At 71.5% G+C, this 12,860-nt stretch carries 9 protein-coding genes and 1 pseudogene; 6 read left to right on the top strand and 4 right to left on the bottom strand.

All coding sequences use genetic code 11. The features are described 5' to 3' along the window. Positions 1–5: 5 nt before the first annotated feature. Positions 6–674 carry a response regulator transcription factor gene (locus tag OKJ99_RS14775; RefSeq protein ID WP_326016628.1) on the bottom strand — a complete coding sequence of 223 codons (669 nt, stop codon included), beginning with the start codon at positions 672–674 and terminating at the stop codon, positions 6–8. A 136-nt stretch (positions 675–810) separates the two neighbouring features. Between OKJ99_RS14775 and OKJ99_RS14770 the strand changes: the two are divergent. Further along, positions 811–1,344 (top strand): annotated as a pseudogene (locus OKJ99_RS14770) (PepSY domain-containing protein); the annotation flags it as partial. On the opposite strand, the gene OKJ99_RS14765 reads toward OKJ99_RS14770, so the two are convergent. The 3 genes from OKJ99_RS14765 to OKJ99_RS14755 all read right to left on the bottom strand — a co-directional run bounded on the left by OKJ99_RS14765 (position 1,325) and on the right by OKJ99_RS14755 (position 5,041). Further along, positions 1,325–2,683 carry an MFS transporter gene (locus OKJ99_RS14765; RefSeq protein WP_326016627.1) on the bottom strand — a complete coding sequence of 453 codons (1,359 nt, stop codon included), beginning with the start codon at positions 2,681–2,683 and terminating at the stop codon, positions 1,325–1,327. The pseudogene OKJ99_RS14770 and the gene OKJ99_RS14765 overlap by 20 nt on opposite strands. 138 nt (positions 2,684–2,821) lie before the next feature. After that, positions 2,822–3,778, bottom strand: coding sequence for a methylmalonyl Co-A mutase-associated GTPase MeaB (gene meaB / locus OKJ99_RS14760; RefSeq protein WP_326016625.1), 957 nt, complete (start codon positions 3,776–3,778; stop codon positions 2,822–2,824). Positions 3,779–3,838: 60 nt separating this feature from the next. Further along, complete coding sequence (locus OKJ99_RS14755; RefSeq protein ID WP_326016624.1) at positions 3,839–5,041, bottom strand: acetyl-CoA C-acetyltransferase; 1,203 nt, start codon at positions 5,039–5,041, stop codon at positions 3,839–3,841. A gap of 137 nt (positions 5,042–5,178) precedes the next feature. Between OKJ99_RS14755 and mce the strand changes: the two genes are divergently transcribed. The 5 genes from mce to OKJ99_RS14730 all read left to right on the top strand — a co-directional run bounded on the left by mce (position 5,179) and on the right by OKJ99_RS14730 (position 12,840). Next, positions 5,179–5,619, top strand: coding sequence for a methylmalonyl-CoA epimerase (gene mce / locus OKJ99_RS14750; protein ID WP_326016622.1), 441 nt, complete (start codon positions 5,179–5,181; stop codon positions 5,617–5,619). A gap of 242 nt (positions 5,620–5,861) precedes the next feature. Further along, the gene (gene scy / locus OKJ99_RS14745) at positions 5,862–9,848 is read left to right on the top strand and encodes a polarized growth protein Scy (protein WP_326016621.1); all 3,987 of its coding nucleotides are present in this window, start codon (positions 5,862–5,864) and stop codon (positions 9,846–9,848) included. 192 nt (positions 9,849–10,040) lie between these two features. After that, positions 10,041–10,976, top strand: coding sequence for a coiled-coil domain-containing protein (locus tag OKJ99_RS14740; protein WP_326016619.1), 936 nt, complete (start codon positions 10,041–10,043; stop codon positions 10,974–10,976). Between the two features lie 93 nt (positions 10,977–11,069). Further along, positions 11,070–12,068 (top strand): ABC transporter ATP-binding protein, encoded by a 999-nt coding sequence (locus OKJ99_RS14735; protein ID WP_326016617.1) that lies wholly within the window; start codon positions 11,070–11,072, stop codon positions 12,066–12,068. A gap of 1 nt (position 12,069) precedes the next feature. Then, entirely contained in the window at positions 12,070–12,840 is a 771-nt protein-coding gene (locus OKJ99_RS14730; RefSeq protein WP_326016615.1) for an ABC transporter permease subunit, read from the top strand. The last annotated feature ends 20 nt before the right edge of the window (positions 12,841–12,860 follow it).

Below are 12,860 nucleotides of genomic sequence, written 5' to 3'. Positions count from 1 at the left end.
CCTGCTCATCGGGGCACCTCAAGGCGGTATCCGGCGCCACGCACCGTACGGATGAGGGAGGAGCCGAGCTTGCGGCGCAGGGCGCTCACGTACACCTCGACGATGTTCGGGTCCCCCTCGTACGCGAAGTCCCATACGTGGTCGAGGATCTCGCTCTTGGACACGACCTCACCTGCGCGTGTCACGAGCTGCTCAAGGACCGCGAACTCCTTGGTGGTGAGCGGGACTTCACCGTCCTCGGCGTGGGTGACGCGGCGCGCGGCGGTGTCGACGGCGTAGGGCCCGACGGTGTGCACGGGATTGGCGCCCGCGCTCCCCCGGCGCCGCAGCAGCGCCTTCACGCGCGCGACCAGCACCACGTACGAGAAGGGCTTGGTCAGGTAGTCGTCCGCGCCGGTGTCGAGCCCCTCGGCCTCGTCGTACTCGCCGTCCTTCGCGGTCAGCATCAGGATCGGCACGTCGTTTCCGGCGGCGCGCAGGGCGGCGCAGACCCGGTAGCCGTTCATGCCGGGCAGCATGATGTCGAGCACGACCAGGTCGTACGCCACCTCGCTCGCCTGGTGCAGGCCCTCAAGGCCGTCATGGACCACATCGACGGCGTAGCCCTCGGCGGTGAGTCCCTTGGCGAGCGACAGGGCGAGCCGCTTTTCGTCCTCGACGATCAACAAGCGCATGTGAGCAAGGGTGGCAGGTCGAACCTGAAGAACCCTTCAGGGTCCTTCAGCGGGGCTTCAGGGTCGGACGGGCAGTGTGTTTCTCGAAGGACGGACAGGGCGGCCCGAAGCCGCCCACCAGACACGGGAGAAGCTCATGAAGCGCCGTACCACTGTCATCTCCGCCATCGCCGCCATCGCCCTGCTCGGCGGGGGCACGGCCACCGCGGTCGCGGTCTCCGGCGACGACGGTTCGTCGGGCTCGGCGAAGCAGTCGTCCGTCCGGGTCAAGGACGACGACGGCGTGAGCGACAACCAGGAGGAGATCAACGAGGCGAAGGGCGCCAAGGTGAAGGCCGAGGACGCCATCGCCGCCGCCCTGAAGCACACGCCCGGCACGGCCGTCGGCGCCGACCTCGACTCCGACGACGGCCGGCTCGTCTGGGACGTCGACGTGATCGGCTCCGGCACCAAGTGGCAGCACGTCGAGGTCGACCCGGGCACGGGCAAGGTGCTCGGCTCCCACACCGAGCGCGACGACGACGGCGACGACAGCGCGGCCCGCGTCGCGGCGACCCTGAAGGACGCGTCGACGTCGGCCGAGGACGCCGCCAAGGCCGCGGCCTCGAAGGGCACGGTCACATCGGTGGACGCCGACGACGACGGATCGGTCAAGGTCTGGGAGGTCGAGACGACGTCGGCGAACGGTACGCAGCACGACTGGCACGTGGACCTCCGGTCGGGTGCGGTGACCGTGGACCACTCGTCGGACGATGACGGCGACGACGACTGACGGTCACCCGGAACCGGGGCGTGGGCCGCGGGGCTCCGCCCCGGACCCCGCTGCTCAATCGCCGCAGGGGCTTGATGTGCCCCAGTGCCACGGCCCCCGTCACCAGCGGGGCCAGCGCCGCCGCCGCGAAGCAGAGTGGCAGCGGGACGTGGCCCACCAGCAGCCCGATGCCCGCCGTGCCGGCCGAACAGCCCGCGTTCAGGGACGTGTTGACCCACGCCCCGGCCTGCGTACGGAAGCCGGCGTCCACCGACTCGTCCGCGATCAGGTACGCCGTGGTCAGGGCCGGAGCGACGAACAGGCCCACGCACGCCGCCGCCACCGCGAGCGCGACGAGCCCCGGCGCCAGCGCCGCGCCCCCCAGCGCGGCCGCGAGGCCGACCGCCAGGAACGCCAGCCGGGTGCGGGCGGCGCCACGCCAGTTCACGGCCCCGTTCACGAGCCCGCCCACCGCGCTGCCCGCCGAGAGCGCCGCCAGGATCCACGCGGCCGCCCCACCGCGCCCCCGGTCCTCGGCGAACGCGAGCACGAGCAGATCGGCCGCTCCGAGCGCGACCCCGATGCCGAGGGTCACGACCACGGGCTGCCGGAGGCGGCGGGCGGCCTTCCCCCGGGCCGTACGCCGCCGCCCTGCCGGCCGCGGCACCGCGGCCACCCCCGCGACCGCGGGCGAGGCGACGAACGCCAGCGTTCCGACGGCCACGAGCCCGGCGCTCAGGGCGACGCCGAAAGCAGCGGGAGCCCACAGCACAAGGACCCCCACCAGTACGGGACCGGACACCAGCAGCAGTTCCTCGGCGACCCCGTCGAGGCTGTAGGCGCGCTGCAACAGCCGCCGGTCGGACAGGAGTTGGCCCCACACGGTGCGCATCGTGGGTCCGAGCGGCGGCGTCAGCGCCCCGGTCGGCAGGGCGAGGGCGACGAGCAGCCAGCCGGGCGCCCCCGGCCGCCAGGCGACGGCGGCGAGGACCGCGAGCAGCGCGGCGTACGACAAGGCCATCGGGGGCAGCGCGCGGCGCGGCCCGTACCGGTCGATGAACAGGGCGCGCAGCGGTGAAAGGAGCACGCTGGCGGCGCCGTACAGCGCCATGACCGCGCCCGCGACGGCGTACGAGCCGGTGGCGGCGGTCACGGCGAGCATCAGGGAGAGGGCGACGGTCCCGTACGAGAGGCGCCCGAGCAGGGCGGCGCCAAAGGTGCGCAGGGCGTACGGGGTCCGCAACACGGCGGCGTACATGACGGGTTTCCTCCGGAACGGAGCATGCGTGGAGAACTCAACAGGGCGTGAACGCACCGGAGTTCTCTACACACGGAGGAAGAACATGGCCGCACCGTAACAGCAGGTGCCTACCGTGAACAGGCCGTCAGGCGGCGGTCAGGCTCCCGTCAGGCCCTTCACCAGCTCGTCGGCGGCCCGGTACGGATCGAGGTCGCCGGACACGATGCGTTCGGCCAGGGCGCCCAGGCGCCGGTCTCCGGAAAGGTCACCGATCCGTTCGCGCAGCGCCGTCACCGCGATCGTCTCGACCTCGCGGGCCGCGCGCGCCGCACGGCGCTCGGAGAGCACGTCGTGCTCCTCCATCCACGCCCGGTGCTTCTCCAGGGCCTCGACGACCTCGTCGATGCCCTCGCCGCGCGCGGCGACCGTCTTCACGATCGGGGGGCGCCAGTCACCGGGGGCGCGGGACTCGCCGAGGCCCAGCATGTGGTTCAGCTCGCGGGCCGTGGAGTCGGCGCCGTCCCGGTCCGCCTTGTTGACCACGTACACGTCGCCGATCTCCAGGATTCCGGCCTTGGCCGCCTGGATCCCGTCACCCATGCCGGGCGCGAGGAGCACCACCGACGTGTCCGCCTGCGAGGCGATCTCGACCTCGGACTGTCCGACGCCGACCGTCTCGACCAGGATCACGTCGCAGCCGGCGGCGTCGAGGACCCGGATCGCCTGCGGCGCCGCCCACGCGAGCCCGCCAAGATGCCCGCGCGTCGCCATCGAGCGGATGTAGACGCCGGGGTCGGACGCGTGCTCCGACATCCGGACCCGGTCGCCGAGGAGCGCGCCGCCGCTGAACGGCGACGACGGGTCGACGGCGAGTACGCCGACCCGCTTCCCGGCCCGCCGGTACGCGCTCACGAGCGCCGAGGTGGAGGTCGACTTGCCGACGCCGGGCGAGCCGGTGAGCCCGACCACGTACGCGTTCCCGGTCAGTGGGGCCAGCGCGGCCATCACCTCGCGCAGCTGCGGGGACGCCCCCTCCACCAGCGAGATCAGCCGGGCCACGGCACGCGGCCTGCCCTCCCTCGCCTGCGCGACCAGCGTGGGGACGTCCTGCATCACAGCTCCGTTCACCAGTTCTCGTACACCGACGAAGACGTAAGACGAATACGAAAGGCGTTACGCCTTGGGTACCCGCACCACCAGCGCGTCACCCTGACCGCCGCCACCGCACAGGGCCGCCGCGCCGACACCGCCGCCGCGCCGCTTCAGCTCCAGGGCGAGGTGCAGCACGATACGGGCGCCGGACATCCCGATCGGGTGACCGAGCGCGATGGCTCCGCCGTTGACGTTCACCTTTTCCGAGGACACGCCGAGGTCCTTCATTGACTGCACGGCGACCGCCGCGAAGGCCTCGTTGATCTCGATGAGGTCGAGGTCCTCGGTGCCGATGCCCTCCTTCTTGAGGGCGTGCTCGATGGCGTTCGAAGGCTGCGACTGCAACGAGTTGTCCGGGCCCGCGACGTTGCCGTGCGCGCCGATCTCGGCGATCCACTCCAGGCCGAGCTCCTGCGCCTTCGCCTTGCTCATGACGACGACCGCGGCGGCGCCGTCCGAGATCTGCGAGGCCGTGCCGGCGGTGATCGTGCCGTCCTTGGCGAAGGCCGGACGCAGCTTGCCGAGGGACTCCGCGGTGGTCTCCGCGCGGATGCCCTCGTCCTTGCTGAAGAGGACCGGCTCGCCCTTGCGCTGCGGGATCTCGACGGGCGTGATCTCGGCCTCGAAGATGCCGTTCTTCTGCGCGGCGGCGGCCCGCTGGTGGGAGAGCGCCGCGATCTCGTCCTGCTCGGGGCGGGCGATGCCGAGGCGGGTGTTGTGCTTCTCCGTCGACGCGCCCATGGGGATGTTCTCGAAGGAGTCGGTGAGGCCGTCGTGCGCCATCGCGTCGAGCATCTCGATCGCGCCGTACTTGTAGCCCTCGCGGGACTTCGGCAGCAGGTGCGGAGCGTTCGTCATGGACTCCTGGCCACCGGCCACGACCACGTCGAATTCGCCGGCGCGAACGAGCTGGTCGGCCAGCGCGATGGCGTCGAGCCCGGACAGACACACCTTGTTGATCGTGAGCGCCGGGACGTTCATCGGAATGCCCGCCTTGACCGCGGCCTGGCGCGCCGGGATCTGCCCCGCCCCGGCCTGCAGCACCTGGCCCATGATCACGTACTGCACCTGGTCGCCACCGATTCCCGCACGGTCGAGGGCGGCCTTGATCGCGAAGCCACCGAGGTCGGCTCCGGAGAAGGACTTGAGCGAGCCGAGCAGACGGCCCATGGGCGTCCGCGCGCCCGCGACGATCACTGACGTGGTACCGGTCGTTCCTGACATGAGGCACGGCCCCTTGGAGGTGAGGAGTGAACGAGGGTTTACTCGAATGTACTGACCGGTATGGCGCACGTCATCGCCACCGGGGTGTGATCGCGCGCACGTTGCGTAACCACCTCGAACCGCGCTGCACTTACAGCATGCTGACGCGAATCGACCACATCGGGATCGCCTGCTTCGACCTCGACAAGACCGTCGAGTTCTACCGGGCCACATACGGCTTCGAGGTGTACCACTCCGAGGTCAACGAGGAGCAGGGCGTACGCGAGGCCATGCTCAAGGTCAACGAGACGAGCGACGGGGGCGCCACCTACCTCCAGCTGCTCGAACCCACCCGCGACGACTCCGCCGTCGGCAAGTGGCTGGCCAAGAACGGCGAGGGTGTGCACCACATCGCCTTCGGCACGGCCGACGTCGACACGGACGCGAACGACATCAAGGACAAGGGCGTACGCGTCCTCTACGAAGAGCCCCGGCGGGGCTCGATGGACTCCCGCATCACGTTCCTGCACCCCAAGGACTGCCACGGCGTACTCACGGAACTCGTCACCGCCGCACCGAAGGACTCGGCGGAGCACTGACCTCCACATAGCCGGGCCGGTAGGGTTGTGGGGCGGCTGCCGTCTCCAACGGCCGGTCGTGGGCCGGGGTCCGGGTATCGGGGGACGAGGGTCGGGGCAAGTCGGGCAGCACACGGCACCAGCCGTACCGGTCCGACGGCACCGTTCCATTCGATCTGACACCATTCCCCGGGGGCTCCGTTCGCGGGATGGGCGGGGCTCGTAAGAAGAACTTGCGACCAGGGGACGGATGGGACCGCGCAGTGCGGGGCTATGAGAGCCAGGACGGCCGACGGCCGGCTGAGACCGACCATCTCTCGCGGTTCGAAGCCGAGATGGACCGGCTGAAGACCGATCGGGAGAAGGCCGTCCAGCACGCCGAGGACCTCGGCTACCAGGTGGAGGTGTTGCGCGCCAAGCTGCACGAGGCGCGCCGCAGCCTCGCGTCCCGGCCTGCCTACGACGGGTCGGACATCGGCTACCAGGCCGAGCAGCTCCTCCGTAACGCGCAGATCCAGGCCGACCAGCTGCGCGCCGACGCCGAGCGCGAGCTGCGCGATGCCCGCGCCCAGACCCAGCGGATCCTCCAGGAACACGCGGAGCAGCAGTCCCGGCTCCAGTCCGAGCTGCACACGGAGGCCGTCAACCGCCGCCAGCAGCTCGACCAGGAGCTCGCGGAGCGCCGCCGCACGGTCGAGACGCACGTCAACGAGAACGTGCAGTGGGCCGAGCAGCTGCGCGCCCGCACCGAGCAGCAGGCCCGTCGCCTCCTCGACGAGTCGCGCGCCGAGGCCGACCAGGCGCTCGCCGCCGCCCGCACCGAGGCCGAGCGGGTCGCCGAACAGGCCCGCCAGCGCCTCACCTCCGAGGCCGAGGAGGCGCGCTCCGAGGCGCAGTCGATCCTGGCCCGCGCCCGGCAGGACGCCGAGCGCCTGCTGAACGCCGCGTCGACGCAGGCGCAGGAGGCCACCGACCACGCCGAGCAGCTGCGGACGTCGACGAGCGAGGAGTCCGAGCAGACCCGCCGCCGGTCCGGCGAGCTGAACCGCGCCGCAGAGCAGAAGATCGCCGAGGCGGACAGCGCGCTGCGCGAGGCCCGCGCCGAGGCCGACAAGGTGCTCGCGGAGGCGAAGGAAGCCGCGGCCAAGCAGCTCACGAGCGCCGAGGCGGCCAACGAGCAGCGCACCCGCACCGCAAAGGAGCAGGTGGCGCGCCTCGTCCAGGAGGCCACCAAGGACGCGGAGACCACGAAGTCGGAGGCCGAGCAGGTCGTCGCCGACGCGCGCGCCGAGGCCGAGAACCTGATCGCCGCGGCCAAGGAGAAGGCCCGCACGGTCACCGCCGAGGAGACCGCCGGCGAGCTCGCGAAGGCCGCGCGCACCGCGGAGGACGTGCTCAACAAGGCGTCCGAGGAAGCCAAGGCGACGACGAAGGCGGCGGCCGACGAGGCCGAGCGGCTGCGCACCGACGCCGAGACCGAGGCGGACCGGCTGCGCGCCGAGGCGCACGACCTGGCGATGGAACTCAAGGGTGCGGCCAAGGACGACACCAAGGAGTACCGCGCCAAGACCGTCGAGCTCCAGGAGGAGGCGCGGCGCCTTCGCGGCGAGGCGGAGCAGCTGCGGGCCGAGGCCGTCGAGGAGGGCGAGCGGATCCGGGCCGAGGCCCGCCGCGAGGCCGTCCAGCAGATCGAGGAGTCGGCCAGCACCGCCGAGCAGCTGCTCTCCAAGGCGAAGGCGGACGCCGACGAGCTGCGGACCTCCGCGACGACGGAGAGCGAGCGCGTCCGTACGGAGGCCATCGAGCGGGCCACGTCGCTGCGCAAGCAGGCCGAGGAGACCCTGGAGCGCACGCGCGCGGAGGCCGAGCGGTACCGCACCGAGGCCGAGGAGCAGGCCGAGGCCACCCGGTCCGAGGCGGAGCGCGCGGCGCAGGAGCTCAAGGACGAGGCCGATCGGGCCATGCGGGCCAAGCAGGAGGAGGCGGCCCACGAGCTGACCCGCCTGCACACGGAGGCCGAGGAGCGCCTGACCGCGTCGGAGACGACGCTGAACGAGGCGCGGGAGCAGGGCGAGACGCTGCGCCGCGAGGCCGCCGACGAGGTCGAGCGGCTGCGCGCGGACGCAGCCGAGCGCGCCCGTACGGTGCAGGCGCAGGCCGAGACGGAGGCCGAGCGCCTTCGTACGGAGGCCGCGTCCGACGCCGCGACGACCCGCTCCGAGGCCGAGAACGCCGCCGTGCGCCTGACCTCGGAGGCGTCCGCGGAGGCCGAGCGGCTCAAGACCGAGGCGCAGGAGTCCGCCGACCGGATCCGCGCCGAGGCGCGGACCGCCGCCGAGCGGATCGCGACCGAGGCCGCCGAGACGCTGGCCGCCGCCCAGGAGGAGGCGGCCCGGCGCCGCCGCGAGGCCGAGGAGACGCTTAGCAGCGCGCGCGAGGAGGCCGAGCAGGAGCGCGAGCGGGCCCGCGAGCAGAGCGAGGAGCTGCTCGCCGTGGCGCGCGCCCGCGTCGACGAGGCGCAGGCCGAGGCCGTGCGTCTGGTCGAGGAGGCGGACCAGCGGGCGACCGAGATGGTTTCCACGGCCGAGCAGACGGCGCAGCAGGTGCGCGACTCCGTGGCCGGGCTGCACGAGCAGGCCCAGGAGGAGATCACCGGGCTGCGCAGCGCCGCCGAGCACGCGGCGGAGCGCACGAGGACGGAGGCGCAGGAGGAGGCCGACCGGGTCCGCTCCGACGCCTACGCGGAGCGGGAGCGCGCCACCGAGGACGCGAACCGGGTCCGTTCCGACGCGACCGCCGAGGCGGAAGCCGCCAAGTCGATGGCGGAGCGCACCGTTTCGGAGGCCTTCACCGAGGCCGAGCGGCTGCGCACGGACGCCTCCGAGCACGCCCAGCAGGTCCGTACGGAGGCCTCCGACCTGCGTGCGGCCGCCGACCAGGACGCCTCGCGCACCCGCGCGGACGCCCGCGAGGACGCCAACCGGATCCGCTCCGACGCGGCCGAGCAGGCCGACACGCTGATCACCGAGGCGACCACCGAGGCCGAGCGCCTGACGACGGAGACCAACACGGAGGCGGAGCGGGTCCGCTCCGAGTCCACGGCGAAGGCCGAGAAGCTCGTCGGCGACGCGAGCACCGAGGCCGAGCGGCTGCGCGCCGAATCGACGGCCGCCGCCGAGCAGTTGACCAGCGAGACGCGGGCCGAGGCCGAGCGCGTACGGACCGAGTCCGTCGCCAAGGCCGAGAAGCTGATCTCGGACGCTTCCGGCGACGCGGAGCGGCTGCGCGCCGAGGCCGCCGAGACGGTCACCTCCGCACAGCAGCACGCCGAGCGGATCCGCACCGAGTCCGAGCGCGTCAAGGCGGAGGCCGCGGCCGAGGCGGACCGCGTCACGGCGGCCGCGCGCGAGGAGGCCGAGCGCACGCTCGACGAGGCCCGCAAGGACGCCAACAAGCGGCGTACGGAGGCCGCGGAGCAGGTCGACACGCTCATCACGGAGTCCGCGACCGAGGCCGACAAGCTGACCCGCGAGGCGCAGGAGACGGCGCAGAAGACGACCGCCGAAGCGGAGTCGCAGGCCGACACGATGGTCGGCGCGGCCCGCACGGAGGCCGAGCGCCTGGTCTCGGAGTCGACCGTCGAAGGCAACTCGATCGTGGAGAAGGCCCGTACGGACGCGGACGAGCTGCTCGTCGGCGCCCGCAGGGACGCGACGCAGATCAGGGAGCGCGCCGAGGAGCTGCGCGACCGGATCACGGCCGAGATCGAGGAGCTGCACGACTACGCGCGCCGCGAGTCGGCGGAGGCCATGAAGAACGCGGGCGAACGCTGCGACGCCTTGGTCAAGGCCGCGGAGGAGCAGCTCTCCGAGGCGCAGGCGAAGGCCAAGGAGCTGCTGAACGACGCGAATTCGGAGGCCGGCAAGGTCCGGATCGCGGCCGTGAAGAAGGCCGAAGGACTTCTCAAGGAAGCCGAGCAGAAGAAGGCCGAGCTGTCCCGCGAGGCGGACAAGATCAAGGCGGACGCGGAGCAGGAGGCCACCGCGATGATCGACAAGGGGCAGCGGGACCTCGACGTGCTGGTCAGGCGCCGCGAGGACATCAATGCCGAGATCTCCCGTGTCCAGGACGTGTTGGAGGCGTTGGAAAGTTTTGAGGCGCCGTCCGGCGGGGGAGGCAAGGACGGCGGCGTCAAGGCGGGGGCCGCGGCGGGGGCCACACGTTCGGGTGGCAAGGGCTCGGAGGGCTAGCCTTTCGGCCAACTACCTTGCTCGCCAAGGACCTTTGGCCCTGTTCTGGCAAGCGCTCCGTCCCTACGCCACTCAAAAGGGGTGACATTCTAGAGTTGAAGGCTCACCAATCCGACATCTGCCCGATGACACGCCGCTACGCCCCCTAGGATTCCCCCTATCACCTCACCGGTCTCATTCGACAGGAACCCCATGAGCGACACTTCCCCCTACGGCTTCGAGCTTGTGCGGCGTGGGTACGACCGCGCTCAGGTGGACGAACGGATCTCCAAGCTCGTCTCCGACCGTGACAGTGCTCTTGCCCGTATCACTGCTCTGGAAAAGCGCATCGAGGAACTCCACCTCGAGACGCAGAACGCTCAGGCGCAGGTGAACGACGCGGAGCCGTCGTACGCCGGCCTCGGCGCCCGCGTCGAGAAGATCCTCCGCCTCGCCGAGGAGGAGGCCAAGGACCTGCGTGAAGAGGCCCGCAGGGCGGCCGAGCAGCACCGGGAGCTCGCCGAGTCCGCGGCCCAGCAGGTGCGCAACGACGCGGAGTCGTTCGCCGCCGAGCGCAAGACCAAGGCCGAGGACGAGGGCGTTCGGATCGTCGAGAAGGCCAAGGGCGAGGCCACCACGCTGCGCACCGAGGCGCAGAAGGACGCGCAGTCCAAGCGCGAGGAGGCGGACGCCCTCTTCGAGGAGACGCGCGCCAAGGCCGCCCAGGCCGCCGCCGACTTCGAGACGAACCTGGCCAAGCGCCGGGAGCAGTCGGAGCGCGACCTGGCCTCGCGTCAGGCCAAGGCCGAGAAGCGCCTCGCCGAGATCGAGCACCGTGCCGAGCAGCTCCGCCTCGAGGCCGAGAAGCTGCGCACGGACGCCGAGCGCCGCGCCCGCCAGACGGTGGAGACGGCCCAGCGACAGGCCGAGGACATCGTCGCGGACGCGAACGCCAAGGCGGACCGCATCCGCAGCGAGTCCGAGCGCGAGCTGGCGGCCCTCACCAACCGCCGCGACTCGATCAACGCGCAGCTGACGAACGTCCGCGAAATGCTCGCCACCCTCACGGGTGCGGCGGTGGCTGCCGCCGGCGCCCCGGCCGAGGACGAGCCCGTCTCGCGAGGCGTTCCGGCCCAGCAGTCGCGTTAATCAAGCCCCCGCCGCTCGATCGCAGGCGGGGCTTGATCGGCCCCCGGTCACTCTTGAGTGGCCGGGGGCTTTGTCCCGTTTTAGCGTGGCCGCATGATCGAGCTCTCGGGGCTGACCAAGCGCTACGGCGAGAAAACGGCCGTGGCCGACCTCACCTTCTCCGTCCGGCCAGGAATCGTCACCGGCTTCCTCGGCCCCAACGGCGCGGGCAAGTCCACCACGATGCGGATGATGCTCGGCCTCGACAATCCGACGGCGGGCGACGTCCGGATCGACGGCAAGCACTACGCCCAGCTGAAGGACCCGCTGCGCTACATCGGCGCGCTGCTGGACGCGAAGGCGATGCACGGCGGCCGCAGCGCCTACAACCACCTCCTGTGCCTGGCGCAGTCCAATGGCATCCCCAGGAGCCGCGTGCACGAGGTGCTCGACACGGTCGGCCTCACGGCCGTGGCCCGTAAGAAGGCGAAGGGCTTCTCGCTCGGCATGGGGCAGCGGCTCGGCATCGCCGGCGCGCTGCTCGGCGACCCGCAGATCCTGATGTTCGACGAGCCGGTGAACGGGCTCGACCCCGAGGGCATCCACTGGATCCGCAACCTGATGAAGTCCCTCGCCACCGCCGGCCGTACGGTCTTCGTCTCCTCCCACCTGATGAGCGAAATGGCGCTCACCGCCGACCACCTGGTGGTCATCGGGCAGGGGCGCCTCCTTGCCGACATGTCGATGCCGGACTTCATCCGGCAGAACTCGCGCTCGTACGTCCGGCTGCGCTCGCCGCAGCGCGAGCGCCTGCTCGACGTGCTGCACCGGGACGGCATCACGGTCGTGGAGTCCGGCGGCACCCTTGAGGTGGACGGCCACCCCGCCGAGGAGCTCGGCGAGCTCGCCGCGCGCAACCAGCTCGTCCTGCACGAGCTGAGCCCGCAGCAGGCCTCCCTGGAAGAGGCGTTCATGCAGCTGACGGCCGAGTCGGTGGAGTACCACGCGCACACGGACGCTCCGGAGCAGCAGAACCCGCAGAATCCTCAGAACCCGCAGCAGTCGGGCTGGGGTTCGGGCTGGAACCAAGCGAACCGAGAGAAGGGTGCCTGAGATGGCCGCGTCCCAGGTCCTCCGCTCCGAGTGGACCAAGATCAAATCGGTGAACTCGACGGCCTTCACGCTCGGCCTCGCGGTGCTCGTCTCGGTCGGCCTCGGCATGCTGATCAGCGCGCTCACCAGCAACGACTTCGACAAGATGTCGACCGGGGACAAGCTGACCTTCGACCCGACCTTCATCTCCTTCTCCGGCCTCACCCTCGGCCAGCTCGCGATGCTGGTCTTCGGGGTGCTCGTGGTCGCGAGCGAGTACAGCACGGGCATGATCCGCACCTCGCTCGCGGCGGTCCCGCAGCGCGGCACGTTCCTCTTCTCCAAGATCCTGGTCGCCGCGCTGCTCGCGCTCGTCGTGGCGCTGATCATCAGCTTCGCGTCGTTCTTCCTCGGCCAGCTGATGCTCGGCGACCACAGCACGGACCTCGGCTCCCCGAACGTGCTGCGCGCGGTGTTCGGCGCCGCCGTCTACATGACGCTGATGACGACGTTCTCCATGGGCGTCGCGTCGATGCTCCGCTCCCCCATGCTCTCGCTCGGCATCCTGATGCCGTTCTTCTTCCTGGTCTCGCCCATCCTCGGCAGCGTCTCGGCCACGAAGAAGGTCGCCCAGTACTTCCCCGACCAGGCGGGCCTGAAGGTCATGCAGGTGGTGGACCCGCCGAGCGACGACGCTCCGTACGGGCCGTGGGGCGGGCTCGCGATCCTGCTGGTGTGGGTGGCGGTGGCGCTGATCGTCGGATACGCGCTGCTGAAGAAGCGGGACGCGTAGAACGGGCCTGCGGGCCTGCC

This window comes from Streptomyces endophyticus (assembly GCF_035798155.1).
Classification (GTDB): Bacteria; Actinomycetota; Actinomycetes; order Streptomycetales; family Streptomycetaceae; genus Streptomyces; species Streptomyces endophyticus.
The sequence above is the reverse complement of the archived record's forward strand: the minus strand, read 5'-3'. Positions and strand labels throughout refer to the sequence as shown.